The organism is Streptomyces jeddahensis, from assembly GCF_001642995.1.
GTDB lineage: Bacteria > Actinomycetota > Actinomycetes > Streptomycetales > Streptomycetaceae > Streptomyces > Streptomyces jeddahensis.
Map to the genome: position 1 here is coordinate 1 of NZ_LOHS01000052.1, position 19827 is coordinate 19827.

At 72.9% G+C, this 19827-nt stretch carries 11 protein-coding genes; 6 read left to right on the forward strand and 5 right to left on the reverse strand.

Going from position 1 to position 19827, the window contains the following annotated elements; translation table 11 throughout:
- Positions 1 to 490: 490 nt before the first annotated feature.
- Entirely contained in the window at positions 491 to 1039 is a 549-nt protein-coding gene (locus tag STSP_RS07585; protein ID WP_067273840.1) for a MarR family winged helix-turn-helix transcriptional regulator, read from the reverse strand.
- A 124-nt stretch (positions 1040 to 1163) separates the two neighbouring features.
- On the opposite strand from STSP_RS07585, the gene STSP_RS07590 reads away from it, so the two are divergent.
- Positions 1164 to 2438 carry an MFS transporter gene (locus STSP_RS07590; protein WP_198547296.1) on the forward strand — a complete coding sequence of 425 codons (1275 nt, stop codon included), beginning with the start codon at positions 1164 to 1166 and terminating at the stop codon, positions 2436 to 2438.
- 50 nt (positions 2439 to 2488) lie between these two features.
- On the opposite strand, the gene STSP_RS07595 is transcribed toward STSP_RS07590, so the two are convergent.
- On the reverse strand, positions 2489 to 4153 hold the full coding sequence (locus STSP_RS07595) for an ATP-binding SpoIIE family protein phosphatase (protein WP_067273845.1): 1665 nt from the start codon (positions 4151 to 4153) through the stop codon (positions 2489 to 2491).
- Between the two features lie 280 nt (positions 4154 to 4433).
- Entirely contained in the window at positions 4434 to 5861 is a 1428-nt protein-coding gene (locus STSP_RS07600; RefSeq protein WP_078066966.1) for an NAD(P)/FAD-dependent oxidoreductase, read from the reverse strand.
- Between the two features lie 376 nt (positions 5862 to 6237).
- On the opposite strand from STSP_RS07600, the gene STSP_RS07605 reads away from it, so the two are divergent.
- Positions 6238 to 7053, forward strand: coding sequence for a TetR/AcrR family transcriptional regulator (locus STSP_RS07605; RefSeq protein ID WP_067273848.1), 816 nt, complete (start codon positions 6238 to 6240; stop codon positions 7051 to 7053).
- 121 nt (positions 7054 to 7174) lie between these two features.
- Here STSP_RS07605 and STSP_RS36740 read toward each other — a convergent pair whose 3' ends face one another.
- Both STSP_RS36740 and STSP_RS07615 read right to left on the reverse strand, forming a co-directional pair.
- On the reverse strand, positions 7175 to 11023 hold the full coding sequence (locus STSP_RS36740) for an AfsR/SARP family transcriptional regulator (protein ID WP_107441224.1): 3849 nt from the start codon (positions 11021 to 11023) through the stop codon (positions 7175 to 7177).
- A 407-nt stretch (positions 11024 to 11430) separates the two neighbouring features.
- Positions 11431 to 13524, reverse strand: a complete 2094-nt coding sequence (locus tag STSP_RS07615; RefSeq protein ID WP_067273850.1) for an asparagine synthase-related protein — start codon at positions 13522 to 13524, stop codon at positions 11431 to 11433.
- A gap of 716 nt (positions 13525 to 14240) precedes the next feature.
- Between STSP_RS07615 and STSP_RS07620 the strand changes: the two genes are divergently transcribed.
- The 4 genes from STSP_RS07620 (at position 14241) to STSP_RS07635 (ending at position 19809) form a co-directional block, all read left to right on the forward strand.
- Positions 14241 to 15683, forward strand: a complete 1443-nt coding sequence (locus STSP_RS07620; protein ID WP_067273853.1) for an MFS transporter — start codon at positions 14241 to 14243, stop codon at positions 15681 to 15683.
- Positions 15684 to 15860: 177 nt separating this feature from the next.
- Complete coding sequence (lhgO, locus tag STSP_RS07625; protein WP_067274106.1) at positions 15861 to 17075, forward strand: L-2-hydroxyglutarate oxidase; 1215 nt, start codon at positions 15861 to 15863, stop codon at positions 17073 to 17075.
- 167 nt (positions 17076 to 17242) lie between these two features.
- Positions 17243 to 18061 carry a tRNA (guanosine(46)-N7)-methyltransferase TrmB gene (gene trmB, locus STSP_RS07630; RefSeq protein ID WP_078066986.1) on the forward strand — a complete coding sequence of 273 codons (819 nt, stop codon included), beginning with the start codon at positions 17243 to 17245 and terminating at the stop codon, positions 18059 to 18061.
- A 317-nt stretch (positions 18062 to 18378) separates the two neighbouring features.
- Positions 18379 to 19809, forward strand: coding sequence for a PrsW family intramembrane metalloprotease (locus STSP_RS07635; protein WP_078066968.1), 1431 nt, complete (start codon positions 18379 to 18381; stop codon positions 19807 to 19809).
- Positions 19810 to 19827 lie beyond the last annotated feature (18 nt).

A 19827-nucleotide genomic window follows, 5' to 3' on the forward strand; every position in this document is an offset into this window, starting at 1 on the left:
TTTGTACTCACCCGAGAGACTCTCTCAGGCTTTCCTCCGGGCGCTTCCCTTCGGTCTTGCGTTTCCGACTCTATCAGATCTTTCCGATCCGATTTCCTCGGTGCTTTCCAGGTTCTCGCTTTCGCGTTTCCCTTTCCGGCGGTTCCGACTCTATCAGATCCTTTCGGGCCTGATTCCCAGTCAGAGTGGGCTGTCTTTCCGGCTGTTGGGCCGTTCCGACGTCCCAAACCTTAGCGGATTGTCCCGGCGACTCATAATCGAGCCTTGGAATTGAATTCGGGCGCGCCGAGAACAATCCCGCTGGGAGTTCCTGCTGATGGTTTGGGGTGCCGCGTGAGCGGCGAAAGGTGTTGCCGGAGAACCGTTACCTCTCCTGGCAACCCGAAGAACTCTACGGATCGCCCAGGGCGATGTCAACACTCCCAGACAAGATTTTTTCGGCGCGGCCGGTGAGGGACATCAGTCCAGGTCAGCCCAGGGCCTGACCAGGTCAGTCCAGGTCACTGAGGCGTCCGCCGGCGTCCGGCTGGGCTGCCTCCACGCGCCGAAGGAGACGGGTCAGCACCTCGCCCAGCGTGGTGCGCTCCTCCGCGGAGAGGTCCTGGAGCAGCTCCTCCTCGAAGACCGAGGCGAGCCGCATGGCCTCGAGCCACTTCTCGCGCCCCTCGGCCGTGAGCTCGACGATGACGCGTACCCGGTTGGACTCGTCCCTCTCGCGAGTGACCAGCCCCTCGGCGACCATCCGGTCGATGCGGTGGGTCATCGCGGCAGGCGTGAGGCCGAGTCGCTTGGCGAGGTCTCCGGGACCCATGCGGTACGGGGCGCCGGAGAGGACGAGGGCTTTGAGGACCTCCCACTCGGCGTTGCTGATGCCGAGGGTCGCGGTCTGGCGGCCGTAGGCGACGTTCATACGGCGGTTGAGGCGCCCCAAGGCCGAGACGATCTTTTCCACTTGCGGGTCGAGGTCCTGGAATTCGCGCTGGTAGGCGGCGATCTGCTCTTCGAGGGTCGGCTCAGAGACGCCGGGGGTATCGCCCATGGTCGGCAGTATCGCATGATCTCGCTTGGCATCGAAGTCCTTCAGCCTGTACTGTTTATCTTCGAAATTTAGGTTCGAAGTCTTGAGAGTTGAGGGGAAAGTGACCAGGGCTACGGGTGCAGCGATGCGCCGGATCCAGATCGGCAGCGCGCTGAGCGCGTTCGGCGTCGGCTTCACCGTTCCGTTCCTTTACGTCTATGTGGCGCAGGTGCGGGGCCTGGGAGCCAGTACGGCGGGCGTCGTGCTCGCCGCTTTCGCCGTCGCCGCTCTGGTCGTCCTGCCCGTCACCGGTCGCGCCCTCGACCGGCGTGGGCCGCTTCCGGTGCTGGTCGGCGCCTCGCTGATCGCTTCCGTAGGCGCTCTGGCGCTCGGCTTCGCGCGTGGAGAGGTGGCGGCGATCGTGTCGGCCGCGGTGCTCGGCGCGGGCACCGCGGTGATGCAGCCGGCGCTCGCGACCCTGATCGTGGCGTGCGCGGAGACGGGCGCGCGCACGCGTGCCTTCGCCATGCAGTTCTTCCTGCAGAACCTGGGGCTTGGCATCGGCGGACTGATCGGAGGCCAGATCGTCGACGAGCACCGGCCTGGCAGTTTCACTCTGCTGTTCTCGATCGAGGCCGTGATGTTCCTGGTGCTGGCCGCGATCGCTGCCACGGTTCGGATGCCGCAGACGTCGGCGCTCCGCGGTGCCGTGCCGCGGGAGGAGTCCGCGGTCGGCGGGAACGGCGTGCGGGCGCTGCTGCGGCATCGGGCGATGGTGCAGCTGTGTGTACTCGGGTTCGTACTGTTCTTCGCCTGCTACGGACAGTTCGAGTCGGGCCTGTCCGCGTACGGCGTGGAGGCCGCGGGGATCTCGGCGTCAACGCTGGGGATCGCGCTGGCGGCGAACACGGCGGTGATCGTGGTCGCGCAGTTCGCGGTGCTGAAGTTCGTCGAACGGCGCAGGCGGTCCCGCGTGATCGCGTCCGTGGGGATTCTGTGGGCGGTCGCGTGGGCGTTCGCCGGTTATGCGGGGCTCGGGCACGTCGGGCAGGCCATGGCGACGGCCGCGTTCGTCTCGACGTACGCCCTGTTCGGGCTGGGTGAGGCGATGCTGTCGCCGACCCTCGCGCCGTTGGTGGCGGATCTGGCGCCGACGGGCATGGTGGGGCAGTACAACTCCGCGTTCGCCCTGGTGAAGCAGCTGGCGCTGGCGGTCGGTCCGGCCGTGGGCGGTCCGATGGGGGCTTCGCTGCATGCGCCGTACATCGTGACGTTCCTGCTCTTCTCGCTCGGCATCACGGTGCTGGCGCTGCGGCTGGGCCGCCGGCTCACCGCGGTGCAGGACCAGCCGTCGCTGACCAGGGGCCGCGTGGTGGCGCAGGGCGGTGCTCCGGCCGAGCCGGTGCCGTCCGGCGCCTGACGGGATTCCCGCTGTACGCGGGTGTGGCGGTGAACCGGACGGCGCGGAGCCTACGTGGCGCCGGGCAGGGCGAACTCGCACCACACCGCCTTGCCGCCCCCGGGCGTGCGGCGCGAGCCCCAGTTGGAGGCGATCGTGGCGACGATGGAGATGCCGCGGCCCGTCTCGTCTGCGGGCTCGGCGCGGCGGCGGCGCGGCAGATGGTCGTTGCCGTCGGTCACCTCGATGATCAGGCGGCGATCGGTGCGGCGCAGCCGCAGACGCATCGGCGGGGTGCCGTGCTGGAGCGAGTTGGCGACGAGTTCGCTGGCGGCCAGGACGCCCAGGTCGTGCAGTTCGGGCGGGAAGCGCCAGCTGGTGAGGACGCCGGAAGCGAAGGCACGCGCGCGTGGGGCGGCTTCCACGCCGCCGAGCAGTTCGAGCGCGGCATTGCGGAAGAGCTCCTCGTCCGGGCCGCTGCGCGCGGGGTGCTGCAGAACGAGTACGGCGACGTCGTCGGCATGGTCCGCGGTGACGCCCGCCGTGCGGATGAGACGGTCGCAGACGACCTGGGGAGTACCGGTCGCTCCGGCGAGTGCGTGTTCGAGGGCGGCCACGCCTTCGTCGATGTCCTCGCCGCGCCGCTCGACGAGGCCGTCGGTGTAGAGCACGGCGGTGGATCCCGGGCCGAGCGGGACGGAGCCGGAGGCGTGCATCCAGCCGCCCGTGCCGAGCGGAGGACCGGTGGGTTCCTCGGCGCGGTGGATGGTGCCCTTCTCGTCGCGTACGAGGATCGGGAGATGGCCCGCGGACGCGTACACGAGCCTGCCCTCGTTGGGGTCGTGGACGGCGTATGCGCAGGTGGCGATCTGGTTCGGGTCGATCTCGGCGGCGAGGCCGTCGAGGAGCTGCAGGACCTCGTGCGGGGGCAGGTCCAGGCGGGCGTACGCCCGGACCGCCGTGCGCAGCTGGCCCATAACGGCCGCGGCGCGCACACCGCGGCCCATCACGTCGCCGATCACCAGGGCGGTGCGGCCGCCGCCGAGAGTGATCACGTCGTACCAGTCGCCGCCGACGGCCGCGTCGGTGCCGCCCGGCTGGTACGTGGCGGCGATGCGCAGGTCGTCGGGCTCCTCCAACTCCTGCGGCAGCAGGGACCTTTGTAGGGTGACGGCGGTCTCGCGCTGGCGGCGCTCGCTGGCGCGCAGCCGTTCGGCGGCCTCGGCGTGGTCGGTGACGTCGGCGGCGAAGATCAGGACGCCGCCGCCTTCGGGCGTTGCCAGGGTGTCGACGGGGGTGCAGGTGAACGTGTACGAGCGACCGTCGAGGGCCTTGCGGGACTTGACGGTGCGGGGTCTGGAGCTGCGCAGCACCTGGTCGAGAAGCGGCAGCAGACCGATCTCGTCGAGCTCGGGGAGGGCCTCGCGCGCGGGTTCGCCGGCAGGGCGGGGGCCGAACGCCGCTGCGTACGCGTCGTTGACGTAGGCGATGCGGTGCTCCGGGCCGTGGACGAGGGCGACGAGGGCCGGGATGCGGTCGAGGACCTCGCGGACCGGGAGATCGTCCAGGGCCGCCGCGGCCGATGCCGCGTCCGTGTCGGTCAGTTGTTCGACGCGGGCCGCGGGAACGGAGCCCCCTCCGTCCGCGGGTGGTACCGCGGAGGCCGTCTCGTCGGCCCGCGCTGCCGCGCGGCGCTGCGTTCCGGGGAGCCGGGCGCTCCAGCGCGTGAAGTTCACCGATTCATGCCTCGTGTCGTCGTCTTCGGCCAGCTCCTGAACGGCCGGGGGTCCGGACCGCCGCGCAGCCGTGGTCGGCGGCTGCGCACTCCGGACAGATACAGCACTGGGGAAAGCCTCAAGATGTCTTGGTGATGTCAAGGTGATGTCGAGTGCGGGCGCAGGAACGGCCGTCCGGCATCGTCATGGTCATGGTCGCGGTCACCATCACGGAACAGTCTGGCCGACGGGACTGACATCCGTCAGACGCCGGTCAACTTGCCGGAGTTCCTGCCTCCGTTCAGGACGACCCCTTCGGGTTGTCCTGAGGCTTCCCACCGGCCGCGAGTTCGAACTCCGCACGGGGATGTTCGAGCGAACCCAGCGACACGATCTCCCGCTTGAAGAGCCCGGACAGGGTCCATTCGGCGAGTACGCGGGCCTTGCGGTTGAAGGTGGGCACCCTGCTGAGGTGGTAGACGCGGTGCATGAACCAGGCAGGGTAGCCCTTCAGCTTGCGTCCGTAGACATGCGCAACGCCCTTGTGCAACCCCAGTGACGCCACCGATCCGGCGTATTTGTGCGCGTACTCCTGGAGGGGCTCGCCGCGCAGTGAGGCGGCGATGTTGTCGCCGAGGACCCTCGCCTGGCGCACCGCGTGCTGGGCGTTGGGGGCGCACTCCCTGCCCGGCTCGCCGGCGGCGATGTCGGGGACGGCGGCGGCGTCTCCGGCCGCCCACGCGTGCGTGACGCCGTCGATGGTCAGCTGTGCGGTGCACTTGAGGCGGCCGCGCTCGTTCCGCGGCAGGTCCGTGGCGGCCAGGACCGGGTGCGGCTTGACGCCGGCGGTCCACACGACCGTACGGGTCGGGAAGCGCGCGCCGTCGCTGAGCACGGCGACCCGGTCCTCGCAGGACTCGAGGCGGGTCTCCAGGCGTACGTCGATGTTGCGGCGGCGCAGCTCACGCACGGCGTACTTGCCCATCTCCTCGCCGACTTCGGGGAGGATGCGGTTCGTCGCCTCGACGAGGATCCACTTCATGTCCTCGGGCTTGACGTTGTGGTAGTACCGCGCGGTGTAGCGGGCCATGTCCTCGAGCTCGGCGAGGGCCTCCACGCCCGCGTACCCGCCGCCGACGAAGACGAAGGTGAGGGCCGCGTCGCGGATCGCCGGGTCGCGGGTCGATGAGGCGATGTCCATCTGTTCGATGACGTGGTTGCGCAGGCCGATGGCCTCCTCGACGGTCTTGAAGCCGATGCCGTGGTCGGCGAGACCGGGGACCGGGAGGGTGCGCGAGACGGAGCCGGGGGCCAGCACCAGCTCGTCGTACGCGAGGGTGACGCTGCCCGCGCCCTCCTCCTCGCTGGCGAGCGTGGTGAGGGTCGCGGTGCGCTTGGCGTGGTCGATCGACCGGGCCTCGCCGACGACGACGCGGCAGCCGTCGAGGACGCGGCGCAGCGGCACCACGACATGCCGGGGCGAGATGGAGCCCGCGGCCGCCTCGGGCAGGAACGGCTGATACGTCATGTAGGGGTCGGGCGTGACGACGACGATCTCGACCTCGCCCCGCTGCAACTCGGGTTTCAGCTTCCGCTGCAGACGCAGAGCCGTGTACATCCCGACGTAGCCGCCGCCCACGACGAGAATGCGCGCGCGCTCGGGGGATTCCGCCTGCCGTGCAGTGGCTGTCGGATGCGGTGTGCCGTCATTGATCGCAGCGTTCACCATCCCATGACGCACCCGTCACCGGCGTTTGTCCACAGTCCCGGCAAATTATGTGACCGGACAGAGCGAGCGGCCATAGTTGGGCGATTTGTCGGACTCTCTGAAAGAAGCGCAGGTCAGCGGATGGGCGCTACGGGGAGCGCGGGGGTGCAATCGGGGTCGAACCGGTACGTACTCCGATCGTGGTACGCGCCGTGCGGAACGTCCCTCTTCTGAATTGACTCCGGCTCAACTATGTTCGTGTCTCGTCGGGGTGTGGGGGGATGCTCTCGACGGGCCCGGCCAGTGGGCTCGTGGGACCACGTGTGTTCCTGTGCGCTCCGGCTGCCTATGGCGGGGAGAGTCTCCGGGGGGAGACGTCATTACCGGGGGAACAAACATGCATATTCAGGACTCTCATTGGTCGTCCACATCCGCCTTCGCGGCGGCGGGATCGCACGGCACGCACGGCACCCATGGGACGCACGACTCGCGCGTCGGTGACGGGCGTGCCGTGGGCGACGGAGGGCGCACGACGCCGCTGCGGGTGGACGCTCAGCGCAATCTGGAGCACGTGCTGCGCGCGGCGCGCGAGGTCTTCGGGGAGCTGGGGTACGGCGCGCCGATGGAGGACGTGGCGCGGCGGGCCCGGGTCGGCGTCGGCACGGTCTACCGGCGGTTCCCCAGCAAGGAGGTCCTGGTCCGGCGCATAGCCGAGGAGGAGACCTCGCGGCTCACCGAGCAGGCCCGTGCGGCGCTCGGCCAGGAGGACGAGCCGTGGTCGGCGCTGTCGCGCTTCCTTCGTACGTCCGTGGCCTCGGGCGCGGGCCGGCTGCTGCCGCCGCAGGTGCTGCGGGTGGGCGTCGCAGAGGACGGTACGGGCGCGGGTGCGGCCGGTACCGGGTTCGACGAGACGCGGGTGCCGCAGCAGCGCGCCTCCCAGTCGGCGGGGCCTGAACTGCGCCTGGTCGGGCAGCGGACGGCGAAGGCCGACGAGCCGGGCGACGCGGGGGCGGCGGAGCTGCTCGAGGTCGTCGGCCGACTGGTGGAGCGGGCGCGTGCGGCCGGTGAGCTGCGGGCGGACGTCACCGTCGCGGACGTCCTGCTGGTGATAGCCACGGCCGCGCCCGCACTGCCGGACGCGGCCCAGCAGGCGGCGGCGTCGGCGCGGCTGCTGGACATCCTGCTGGAGGGGCTCAGGTCGCGGCCGGCGTGACGCCGGGGAGGCCGTCGCCGACGCGGGCCGCGCGGACCAGCTCGTCCGGCGGGGGTTGCGGCGGGATCGGCGAGTCACGGCGGGATCGAGCGTCAGGGCGGGATCGGGGGACACGGCCGGCTTACGGAGCGAGGGCCGCTGCCAGTTCGGCGAGCACACCGTCGGCCGTGAGGCCCGCACCCGCCTCGTACTCGGCCTCGTAGCGCCGCGGGCCCAGTGCCGCGCGGGCATCGGCGGCGACCTCCTCGGCCTCGGCCCGATCCGGCATCGGACGCGGGTGTCCGCCGCGCCAGTGGGCGCCCGCAGCGAGCAGCCGGGTGGCGCGCGCATGGTCGCCGAGGCGCGCCAGGAAGGTGGCGGCGGTGTCCACGAGCGCGGCCGTCACCGCCTCGGCGCACCCGCTCGCGACGGCCTCGCGCAGGATCTCGGCCACCCGCGGCAGCGCATGCTCAGGGCCCGACTCGACGGCGACGATCCGCGCGTCGACAGCCGCGATACCGGCGATGAACTGCGGCGGCGGCGTGCCGCGCGCGGCTTCCTCGCGGCCTGCGTCACACAGCATGCGGGCGCGTACGACGTCGCCGTCGTCCAGCGCCATCATGGCCGCCAGCAGCCGCACGAAGGCCCGTGAGTCCGTCACCCCGTGCCGATCCGCTTCGGCGCTTGCCTCGTCGAGGGCCTTCCCGGCTGTCTCCCGGTCCCCCGAGCGGTAGGCGATCTCCGCCAGCCGGGCGATCAGGAAGGGCGTCTCCGCGTAGGCACCCACCTCGTACGCGAGCCGCAGTGCCTCCTCGTACTCCTCCTTGGCCTCGTCGAAGCGGCTGCGGGCCATCGCCGCCTCGCCCGCGGCGCTGGACACCTGGGCGCGCACCCAGCGGTCGCCCACCCGCCGGCCCAGTCTCCGCAGCTCCGCGAGGTCGTCGTCGATGCCCTCCACGCCGCCGACGGAGTCGACGACCGTGTGCGTACGGAACATCAGCAGGACGGCGACCTCCCAGTCCCCGCCGAACCGGCGGCAGTTGGCGACCGCCGCCTCCAGGGGCTCGCCGACATCCGGGGGCCCGCCGAGGAGGAGCGGAGTGAAGGGCCAGATCAGACCGGGAAAGCGGGCCGCGGCGGGCACGGGCTTGTCGAAGGCGTGCTGCACCTGGGTGACGTACTCACGCACCCGCTCACTGGTCAGCAAGGCGCCGGGCCTGGACTCCGCCACCAGGAAGAGATGCAGCAGGCGGAGGCTCATCCGGGGCCAGTAGAGGGGGTCGTCGGAACGGTCGAAGGCGGAGCCGGGCTGCTCCTCGACTGCGGGGCCCGTCTGCGGCACGGGGCCGGGGCCGGACTGGCCCTCGACTGCGGGACCCGTCTGCGGCACGGGGCCGGGTCGGGGCTGCTCCTCGGCTGTGAGACTGGGCGGGAGTTCGGCCCACCACGGAGAGGGCGCGTCCCGTATGTCCGTGGCCGCGCTCATGCGCAGGATGCGCTCGATCCACTCGACGCCCTCCCTGCGGAAGTTGCGCAGCCACCAGAACCAGCCGGTCCCCAGGGCCAGGGCACAGGCCTGTTCCTCGTGGCCGGTCGCGACGGCCCGGTGCAGGGCCGCGCGGATGTTGTCGAGCTCGGTCTCCATCCGCCGGATCCAGGGCAGCTGTTCGGCGGAGCGCAGGAGGGGCTCGGCCTTCTCGACGAGCGCGCGGAAGTACGCGGAGTGGCGGCGCTCTGCGGTGGCCCGCAGCTCCGGGGCCTCGGCGGCGCGCTCGGACGCGTACTCGTGGATGGTTTCGAGCATGCGGTACCGCATGCCGTCCTCGACCCTGGCGCAGGGCGCGGCGACGACGAGGGACTTGTCGACGAGTGCGCCGACGACATCCGCGGCCGGTCCGGTGCAGACGGCCTCCGCGGCCTCGAGGTCCCAGCCGCCGGCGAAGACGGACAGCTCCCGCAGAACCGTTCGTTCACGCTCGTCGAGGAGGTCCCAGGACCAGTCGACGACCGCCCGCAGGGTCTGCTGACGCGGCAGTGCGGTACGGCTTCCGCTGGTGAGGAGGCGGAAGCGGTCGTCGAGGCGGTCGGCGATCTGCCGTGGCGTGAGCATCCGCAGCCGGGCGGCGGCCAGCTCGATGGCGAGCGGCAGCCCGTCGAGACGGCGGCAGATCTCGGCGACGGCCGCCGTATCGGCATCGGCGGCGGCCTCGAACCCGGGGCGCACGGCCGTGGCCCGTTCGGTGAAGAGGCGGTACGCCGGGTGGGGCGGCAGCGGCTCGACGGGGCGCACGGATTCACCGGGTACGCCGAGGGGCTCGCGGCTGGTGGCCAGCACGGTGAGGTCCGGGCAGCGGGTGAGCAGGGTCTCGGCGAGCCGGGCCGCGGCGTCGATCACGTGTTCGCAGTTGTCAAGGACCAGGAGCAGCCCTCGTGGCCCGCAGTACTCGACGAGCAGGGTGACGGGGTCGTCCTGCGGGGCCGTCAGCTCGCTCGTCATCAGCACCGTCTCGCGCAGGCCGAGCGCGCTGACGACGGCACCCGGGACCGCCTCCGGCTGATCGAGCGGGGCCAGCTCGACCAGCCACGCGTCGGGATGCCCGGCGGCGGCTTCCTCGGCGAGACGGGTCTTGCCCGAGCCACCGGGTCCGGTGAGGGTGACCAGGCGTGCTCTCTGCAAGTCCGAACGGATGGCGGCGAGTTCGGGTTCCCGCCCGACGAAGGAATTCAGCCGCGGCCGGAGATTGCCCTTCCGCTCGGGGCGGTGGGGGGTGGCGGCGGGGTGCGCGGGCTGAGCCGGCCCCGCACCCGGGGGCTCGCCAGGCCCAGCACCCGCGGACTCGCCGAGCGCGGTGGGCGCGGCGGGCGCGGATCCGCCGGGCGCGGGCGCGGATCCGCCGAGCGCGGGCGCGGATCCGCCGAGCGCGGGCGCGGATCCGCCGGGCGCGGCGGAGGGGGATGCCCGTGGGTCGGCGAGGGCAGATGCGCCTGGCGCGGCGGGCGCGGCAGCAGGACCTGCCTCTGCGCCCATCGACGCGACAGGCCCGTCCGCCCGCCCAGCAGACGCAGCGATGGACGGGCCGGACGGATCCGCCACCCGGCTCCCCGCCCCGCTGGATGCACCCGCACCCCGGCCCCCCGCACCGCTGGGCGCGCCCGCGTCCCGGCTCCCCGCCCCGTCGGGCGCACCAGCCTCCTGGCTTCGCGCCCCGCTGGGCGCACCCACCGCCGGGCTCCCCGCCCGGTTCCCCTCGAGGACCCCACCCCACGCGACCCCCTCCGGCGCGAGCAATTCCGCATGGAGCGCCCGCAGTTCCGGGCCCGGATCGGTGCCGAGGCCGTCCGCCAGGATGCGGCGCGCGTCCTCGTACGCGGTGAGGGCGTCCGCCCGGCGGCCCGCGTCGCGCAGGGCGCGGATGAGCAGCGCGTGCAGCGGCTCGTCGTACGGGTGCGCGGTGACGAGCTCCTTCAGCTCCGGTACGAGGCCGGGGGCGCGGCCCAGTGCCAGCTCGGCCTGGGCACGCGCGCGTGTGGCTTCCAGGCGCTGCGCCTCGAGGCGCGTGGCGGCGCTGCGGTCCGGCAGATCGGCGAGGACGGGGCCGCGCCACAGGGCCAGCGCCTCGCTCAGGATGCGGGCGGCGGACACCGCATCGCGCGCGTGGAGCGCCGCGGTTCCCTCACGCACCAGGCGTTCGAACCGGTGCAGATCGATGTCGTCGGCCGCCGCGGTGAGGCGGTAGCCGCCGGGTTCTGAGACGACGGCTTCCCGGCCCAGCACCCGGCGCAGCCGGCCGACGAGCGCCTGCAGGGCGGCAGGGGCGTCGTACGGCGGTTCGTCGGCCCACACCTCGTCGATGAGCACGTCGACCGGGACGGGGCGACCCGCGTGGAGGGCCAGTGCGGCGAGGAGCGCGCGGAGCCGCGGGCCGCCGACGGGTACGGGGGCGCCCTCTTCGGTCTGCGCCTCTGTGACGCCCAGAATTCGGTACCGCACCGGCCCATTCTCGCCCGGCGCGTCGGGCCGGTCCGCTGGTTTACGGTTCGCTGGTGCGCCCCAGCCGGTTTGGCAGGAGTTGCCCGGGATGGCGAGCGCCCGCCGCCCACGCGGCCGCCCGTCATCGTGGCGGCATGTGCGCGGGAGATCGTGGCGGCATGTGCGCGGGAGCGGGCTCGCCGGCGCGGGAAGCGCCGCCCGGCGCCGCCGCATGCCGCTTTCACCGACGCACGCGTGCGTGCGCTGCGCCCGGCCTCGACCGCGACAGCCCGACCAGCCCGGCACAAACGCCGAACCGCCCCGCCTCAACCGCGCCTCACCCGCACTCCCCCGAAGCCGCACCCCAGCGAAGCCGCCCTCCCCCGGAGCCGCCCTCCCGGGAGCCGCACCCCCGCCGAGCTGATCCCCTACGGCCTCCCCGCCGCCCCCAACGCCCCCCTCTGCGGCCGCACCGTCCCCGTCGGCACCGCCCGCTGACGTGCCGGCGTCCCCGTCCAGCACGTGCCGCGGCGGGCCACGATGCGGCGGAGCCACAGTTCGAGGGAGACCAGGTCGGCCAGGCCGTCCAGGGGGAGGGGTTCGCCCTGGGCTGCGGCGCGCAGAGCCTTGCGTACGACGCGGGCCTCGACGAGGCCCGCCTGGGCGAGCAGCGGGGTGTCGAAGAGGGCGATCAACTCGTCGACGGCGACGCGCAGCCCGATGCGGGCGGCGGCGGCCGACGAGGCGTGCGAGGGGGCGCCCCAGCCGGACGGCAGATCGGAGACGCCGGCGCCCTCCAGGACCGTACGCAGGACGGAGGCGCGGGCGCCCGGCTGGACGCGCAGGGCCTCGGGAAGCGCCCGGCACGCGCGGACGACCTGGTTGTCGAGGAAGGGCGTGTGGAGGCGCTGGAAGCGGATCTCCGCCGCCTGCTCCAGGACCCGGAGGTCGGCAGCGTGGCGGGCGAGCGCGGCGCGGGCGCGGAAGTCGCCTGGGCGCTGCCCGGGCCCGGCCCCCGGGCGGATCACCGTGTCCTGAAGACGAACCGATACTTCAGCGAGCGCCTCACCGGTCAGCCAGCGCGCGGCCGGCCCGGGTCTGCCCCAGGCGAGCGCGGCGAGCGAGGCGCCCACGGGACCTCCCGGCTCCTCGAACCTGCGGTGCAGCAGCCTGTCGGCGAGCCCCTCGATGCCCGCGCGGTACGGCGTACGGGCGAGCCGCCGTGCCGCGGCGTACATGCGCGCGGGAACCATCACCGACCCGTCGGCCTTGGTCAGCGCTGCCACCGGCTTCACCAGGTGGCGGCGCTTGCGGTCCATGAGGAGGTCGGCGAGGCGGGCCGGGTGGGCGTCCATGACCTGGCGGGCGCCGTAGCCCGTGAGGTGGTCGGCGCTGCCTGAGGCGAGCCGCGCACGGTGGCGGGCGGCCGTCACGAGGGAAGGCCCGGGCTCGTCGGTCAGCGGGGCGTCCAGGTCGACGTAAGGGAGGGTCTCTTCGCCGCCGGTGACGACGACGTGGTGCAGGCGCGGGTTGGCGGCGATGGACCCGGCGCGCTCCAGTTCGGCCTCGCGGCCGCCGGTCGCCAGGTCGTTGAAGGTGACGGCCAGCAGCCGCTCCCCCGCACCGGTGCCGTGGCCCAGGACGGTTCCGGGCATTCCGGGCAGTCCCGCGGCGAGCAGCGCGAGGGTTCCGGAGGCGGGCCCTCCGGAGAGGTCGGCGCCGATGCCGGGCACGGGCATGCCGCGGGCCGCGCGCCGGTCGGCGGGGCCCATCCCGGGGACGGGACCGGGGTCGATGTCCGCTCCGGGCACATGGCGCGGGGCCGTGAGACGCGTGCGTACGGCCTCCACGAGGGCGTCGCGTACGCCGTCCACCGCGCTCGCCGCGTCGGCGGCGGGAGCCGCGACGGCCAGGGATGCCACGGGCTCGTACCCGGCGATCTCGCGCGCACCGGCCCGCAGGATCAGCGCATGCCCGGGCGGAATGCGCCGTACGCCCTGATAGGGCGTCGAGTCGTGCAGCGCCTCCGGTACGTCGGGGGCGGCGAGCAGGGCCGCGAGGTGGCCGATGTCGAGATGGGCCTCGATGAGGTCGGCGAGCGGCAGGGCCGCCGTCGCGTACGCCGTGCCGCCCGCCCAGGGCGTGTAGAAGACGGGGCGCACGCCCGCGAGATCACCCGCAATGGTGAGGCGCCGACCGACCTGGACGACCGCCGTGTAGCTGCCGGGCCATGCGGTCAGATGCCGGAGTGCGCCGCCGCGCGCGGCGAACAGGGCCACTCTGAGCTGTTCATCGGAGGCTCCGCAGGTGCCGAGGACCGCGATCCGGGTCTGGGCGTCGGCCTTGACCACGCGCACCTCGTCGGGCCGCCAGTCGCCCACCGCCCACAGCGGATCGGGGTCGCCCCACAGCAGTTGGGAGCCCACGGGGTGAACGGTTTCCCCGTCGATCCCGGTGGCGCCGGGGGCCGCCGCACCGGCGGACCCAGCGGCGGCACTGCTCCACCCCACCAACCACCGCATCGCCGCCTCCACAGGCTGTGGACAACCAGTGCACCGTACGAACCGGGACCATGCTGCCACGAAGGAGGCGCACGGAGGGGGCTACGGATGGGCTCGAGCCCCCCGGCATGCGCCCCTGGCAACCCCTTCAGGGCACCGTGAGGCGGGAGTTGGAACGCGAAGGCGCCGACCCGTGCACGGCACGGGCAGGGCAGGCGCAGAGCGCCGCATAGGCGAGATTCGGCCAAATCGGCTGAGGATGTTCACAACTCCCCGAGTTGTGGGCACAACGCACGGTCCGGGAGGCGGAATTCGCCTCCCGGACCGGTCCGCCACCCGCGGGGATGAAGGCGGCGGTGTCCCCCAGCCCGCTGGATCCAGTACAGCGGGCCGACCCACGCACGACCCATGGAAGCGCTCCCGCCGTGGCCGGAGAAGAGCGCACGGACGGGCGCACGGCCACACAGCCGGAGCACGTGGATCACAGCCTGTTTCCTTCGCCACGGACCACAATCCCGCCATCCGGACCTATGCCTCTTAACGCTTGGGATGCAGCGAACTACGCTGTGTATGCCTGCGTTTTCGCGGGAGGCATATTCCCCGGGGCCCGGCCACACGCTTTTGCGGCCGGGAGCCGGGCTCGCGGCAGAGCCGCCGCGGGTGCGCCTTCCGGGACGCAGCACGAACGCCGCGTGCTGATGCCGGCGCGGCAGCCGTCTTGTGTCGAGGGGTGGCGCATGTCCAGGGAGCAACGCGGGCCGAACGAAAAGCTCGGCGCCGTTCTCGCCCTCGCGGGAATCAGTAACGCGGGACTGGCGCGGAGAGTCAACGACCTCGGTGCCCAACGCGGTCTGACGCTTCGCTACGACAAGACCTCGGTGGCCCGGTGGGTGTCGAAGGGCATGGTGCCGCAGGGCGCCGCCCCGCATCTGATCGCCGCCGCCATCGGCCAGAAGCTCGGCCGCCCGGTGCCGCTCCAGGAGATCGGCCTGGCGGACGCGGACCCCGCGCCGGAGGTGGGCCTCGCCTTCCCGCGCGACGTGGGAGCCGCCGTCAGGTCGGCGACCGAGCTGTACCGGCTCGATCTCGCGGGCCGGCGGGCCGGCAGCGGCGGCATCTGGCAGTCGCTCGCAGGCTCCTTCGCCGTGAGCGCGTACGCGACCCCCGCATCCCGCTGGCTGATCACCCCCGCCGACGCGTCGGTCGCACGCGCGGCGAACACCGCTGAAGGCGCCGACAGCGGCGAGAGCAGCAGCGCACCGCTCAAGGTCGGCCACAGCGACGTGCAGAAACTCCGCGAGGCCGCCGAGGACGCCCGGCGCTGGGACTCCAAATACGGCGGCGGGGACTGGCGTTCGTCGATGGTCCCCGAGTGCCTGCGCGTCGAGGCGGCCCCCCTGCTGCTCGGCTCGTACTCGGACGAGGTGGGCCGCGCCCTGTTCGGCGCGTCCGCCGAACTGACCCGTCTCGCGGGCTGGATGGCGTTCGACACCGGCCAGCAGGAGGCCGCCCAGCGCTACTACATCCAGGCCTTACGCCTCGCCCGCGCGGCGGCGGACGTGCCTCTCGGCGGGTACGTCCTGGCGTCGATGTCCCTCCAGGCCACCTACCGCGGCTTCGGCGACGAGGGCGTCGACCTCGCGCAGGCCGCCCTGGAGCGCAACCGCGGCCTGGCAACGGCCCGCACGATGAGCTTCTTCCGGCTCGTCGAGGCACGCGCGCACGCGCGCGCGGGTGACGCACAGGCCGCCGGGGCCTCGCTGAAGGCGGCCGAAGGCTGGCTGGAAAGGGCCCGCGACGGCGACAACGACCCGAGCTGGCTCGGCTTCTACTCCTACGACCGGTTCGCGGCCGACGCCGCCGAGTGCTACCGCGACCTGAAGGCACCCCGCCAGGTGCGCCGCTTCACCGAGCAGGCCCTGTCGCGCCCCACCGAGGAGTACGTGCGCTCGCACGGGCTGCGCCTCGTCGTGTCCGCGGTGGCCGAGCTGGAGTCCGGCAACCTGGACGCAGCCTGCGAGCAGGGCGTACGCGCGGTGGAGGTCGCGGGACGCATATCGTCCGCCCGGACGACCGAGTACGTGAAGGACCTGCTGCACCGGCTGGAGCCGTACGGGGACGAGCCCCGGGTCGTGGAGCTGCGGGAGCGGGCGCGGCCGCTGCTGATGGCTCCGGCGTAGGCGCTCCGCTGGACGTGCCGCGATGTGCCGTCGGTTTGCTGCGGCGCCTTTGTGGCTGGTCGCGCAGTTCCCCGCGCCCCTTCATGGGTCACCTCACCTCCGGGGTTTGAGGGCATTGTCAGTGGCGCAGTGCACTATCGGGGGCAGGAGGTGAGAGACGTGGTGACGGCGGCAGGCATGCGTGGGGCGCGCGGTGCGCTCGACTGCGACGTGCTGGTGATCGGCGGCGGGATCGTCGGCCTGTCGACGGCGTATGCGATCACGCGCGCCGCACCCGGGACGCGCGTCACGGTGCTGGAGAAGGAGCCGGGTCCCGCCCGGCACCAGACGGGGCGCAACAGCGGCGTGATCCACAGTGGGATCTACTACCGCCCGGGCTCGCTCAAGGCCCGGTATGCGGTCAAGGGCGCCGCGGAGATGGTCAAGTTCTGCGCCGAGTACGACATCGCGCACGCCGTGACCGGCAAGCTGATCGTGGCCACCGACAGGGCGGAGCTGCCGCGGCTGCACGCGCTCGTGCAGCGCGGCCGGGAGAACGGCATTCCGGTGCGCGAGCTGGGCCCGGCCCAGATCGCAGAGCTGGAGCCGGAGGTGCGGGGCCTCGCCGCAATCCATGTCGGCACGACGGGCGTCTGCGACTTCACGGCAGTCGCACAGCAGCTCGCGGAGGCGTCGGGGGCGGAGATCCGGTACGGCGCGGAGGTCACGGCCATCGACCGGCGGGCGGACCTCGGGGTGGCCGTCCGTACTGCCGACGGCGCGGTGGTCCGCGGGCGGGTCCTGGTGAACTGCGCGGGACTGCACTGCGACGAGGTGGCGCGGCTCACGGGCGACGACCCGGGGATGCGGATCATCCCGTTCCGCGGCGAGTACTACGAGCTGGCGCGGCCCGAGCTGGTGCAGGGCCTGGTCTATCCGGTGCCCGACCCGGCGTTCCCCTTCCTCGGGGTGCACCTCACGCGCGGCATCGACGGAGGCGTGCACATCGGTCCGAACGCGGTGCCCGCGCTGGCCCGCGAGGGGTACGACTGGGGCACGGTGCGCCCCCGCGAGCTGGGGGCGACGCTCAGCTGGCCCGGATCATGGCGGATAGCGCGCCGGCACTGGCGGTACGGGGCGGGGGAGCTGCGGCGCTCGGTGTCGAAGTCCGCGTTCACGACGGCGGTGCGGCGGCTGCTGCCCGCCGTGACCGAGGACGATCTGGTGCCGGCGCCCAGCGGGGTGCGGGCGCAGGCCGTCCTGCGGGACGGGGCGCTGGTGGACGACTTCCTCATCCGGGAAGGGGTGCGGGCGGTGCATGTGCTGAACGCGCCCTCTCCTGCGGCCACGGCTTCCCTGCCGGTGGGGCGGGAGGTGGCGCGGCGGGCGCTCGCCGCGTTGGCGCGCGGGTGACGTACCGGCCCGGTGCCGGGTCAGTACTGATCCAGTCGCCGGCCCAGTGCCGGGTCAGCGCTGGCCCGGGGCCCACGGCGAACCTCCGTAGAATCGATCCCACTGTGTACGAGTACGACGAGAAGCACCAGGCGGGCGCCCCGGAACGCCGGCGCCCTGGGAAGCGCATGTTCCCCGAGGGGACCGGTCCCGCACCCGACCCCGCGGGCTCCCACTTCGAGCGGCGGATCCGCAGCTTCCAGCCCCGTCGCAGCAGGGTCACCAGTGGCCAGGCAGACGCTTTGAAACGGCTGTGGCCCAAGTGGGGTCTGGACATCGACGGGCAGCGCACCCTCGACCTCGCCGAGCTCTTCGGCCGCGACTGCCCCGTCGTACTGGAGATCGGCTTCGGCATGGGCGAGGCCACCGCGCAGATGGCCGCCGCCGAGCCCGGCACCGGCATCCTCGCCGTGGACGTGCACACGCCCGGCCAGGGCAATCTGCTCAATCTCGCCGACCGGAACGGGCTGTCCAACATCCGGGTGGCCAACGGCGACGCGATCATCCTGCTCCGCGAGATGCTGCCGCCCGCGTGCCTCGACGGACTGCGCGTCTACTTCCCGGACCCCTGGCCGAAGAAGCGGCACCACAAGCGCCGCCTCATCCAGCCGGAGTTCCTCACCCTGGCCGCGACCCGCCTCAAGCCGGGCGCGCTGATCCACTGCGCGACCGACTGGGAGCCGTACGCCGAGCAGATGCTCGAGGTACTGACCGCGCACCCGGCCTTCGAGAACACCCGGGAAGACGGCGGCTACGCGCCCCGCCCCTCTTTCCGCCCGCTGACCCGCTTCGAAGGCCAAGGGCTGGACAAGGGCCACGTGGTCCGCGACCTGCTGTTCCGCCGCACGCATCCCGAGCCCGCCGGTCCGGACGAGGCCGCCGGGCCCGACGAGGCCGCCGGGCCGGGCGAAACCGCCAGGCGGGACGAGACCGCCGGCCCTGTCTAGCCCGCCCGCCGGGCTAGACGGCCAGGCCGGACGAGACCACCGGGCCGAGCGAGGCCATGAGGACTTGCGAGAGGTGACGCTGTCGGCGCCGGCCCGGTTGCCGATGGCGTCGAGCACGCCCATGCGCCCGGGCCAAGCGAGGCTGCAACGCCCGACGAGACCGCTGGGTCCAGCGAGGCCAGGAGGCCGGCGAGCCCGCCGGGACCGGCAGGACCGGCAGGACCGGCAGGACCGGCAGGACCGGCAGGACCGGCGAACCCCAAGGCCCACTGACGCACCGTCGCGGCCACCGGCCATCCCTCGTTAGGGTCGATGACGTGGCCAACTGCCCCTCGCATCCCTCGCATCCACCGTCGCCCGCCTACCCTGTCCTGCCACCCGGCCCCGGCACCGGCGCTCCCGCCCCGGACACCGGCACAGGCACCGGCACCGGCACCGGCAGCGCGCTGCGGCATGCGCACTGGTGGCAGCGGCGGGCGGTGCGCGCGGGGGCGCTCATCACGTTGCTCGCGCTCTCCGGGCTCGTCATCCTGGCCCTGGTCCGCGAACAGACCGGCACCGAGGGCTTCCTGGTGGGACTCGGTCTGGCCGTGCTGCCGGTGCCGCTGCTCATCGCCGCCTTCCGCTGGCTGGACCGGGTGGAACCTGGCCCCTGGCGGAACCTGCTCTTCTCCTTCGCCTGGGGAGCATGCGCGGCCGCGCTGATAGCGATCGTCGCGAACAGCTTCGCGACCCGCTGGATAGCCGTCGCGACCGCCGACCCCAGCAGCGCCGACACGCTGGGCGCCACCGTCATAGCGCCCGTCGTCGAGGAGTCCGCGAAGGCCGCGGCGGTCCTGCTGGTCTTCCTCTTCCGCAGACGGGAATTCACCGGAATCGTCGACGGTGTCGTCATCGCGGGCGTCACCGGCACCGGCTTCGCATTCACCGAGAACATCCTCTATCTCGGCACCGCCTTCGGCACCGACCAGCTCAGCGGCCAACAGGGCCTCGCCTCCGTGACGGCTGCGACCTTCTTCGTCCGCATCGTGATGTCGCCGTTCGCGCATCCGCTGTTCACCGTGCTCAGCGGCATCGGCTTCGGCATCACGGCGCTGTCCGCCGAGCGCCACCGCCTGCGCCGGATCCTGCTGCCGATCGCCGGCCTGCTCCTCGCGATGGGCATGCACGCCGCCTGGAACGGCTCGTCGAACTTCGGCCCGTACGGGTTCTTCGCCGTCTACGCCGCGTTCATGGTGCCCGCGTTCGGGCTGCTCACGTGGCTGGTGATCTGGACGAGACAGCGTGAGCTGCGCACGATCCGCGACGAGTTGCCCGCGTACGCGGCCGCGGGCTGGCTGACGCCGCCCGAGCCGTTCGCCCTGGGCTCGATGCGCGCACGCCGGCTGGCACGCGAGTACGCGGGCCGCCACCTGGGCAAGCCCGCGGCGCGGGCGGTCGCGGAGTACGAGGCGTATGCGACGTCCCTGGCGTTCCTGCGCCACCGCGGGCGCCGCGGCCGCGCGGGAGCCGATTTCGTCGTACGGGAACGGGAGCTGCTGCACGAACTGTGGCGGCGCAAGGACGTGGCGCGGCCCGCGCTGGCCTACGCGTCCGCGGCGACGGCGCCGGTGGTCGTCGTGCCGTACGGTCCCCCGTACGGGCACCCGCTGGGGCAGGTTCCGTACGGGCAGGCTCCTTACGGGCAGGTTCCTTACGGGCCGGCCGCGCCCGCGGCGTATGCCGCGTACAACCCCTACCTGTCCTGACGCTCCGTCAGCTGCAGC

Bases quoted from the DNA above. Each gene is read 5' to 3' on its own strand.
- STSP_RS07585 (WP_067273840.1), bottom strand. From the start codon at position 1,039: ATGGGCGATACCCCCGGCGTCTCTGAGCCGACCCTCGAAGAGCAGATC.
- STSP_RS07620 (WP_067273853.1), top strand. From the start codon at position 14,241: ATGTCCAGGGAGCAACGCGGGCCGAACGAAAAGCTCGGCGCCGTTCTC.
- STSP_RS07605 (WP_067273848.1), top strand. From the start codon at position 6,238: ATGCATATTCAGGACTCTCATTGGTCGTCCACATCCGCCTTCGCGGCG.
- STSP_RS07615 (WP_067273850.1), bottom strand. From the start codon at position 13,524: ATGCGGTGGTTGGTGGGGTGGAGCAGTGCCGCCGCTGGGTCCGCCGGT.
- STSP_RS07590 (WP_198547296.1), top strand. From the start codon at position 1,164: ATGCGCCGGATCCAGATCGGCAGCGCGCTGAGCGCGTTCGGCGTCGGC.
- lhgO (WP_067274106.1), top strand. From the start codon at position 15,861: ATGCGTGGGGCGCGCGGTGCGCTCGACTGCGACGTGCTGGTGATCGGC.
- STSP_RS07600 (WP_078066966.1), bottom strand. From the start codon at position 5,861: ATGGTGAACGCTGCGATCAATGACGGCACACCGCATCCGACAGCCACT.
- trmB (WP_078066986.1), top strand. From the start codon at position 17,243: ATGTTCCCCGAGGGGACCGGTCCCGCACCCGACCCCGCGGGCTCCCAC.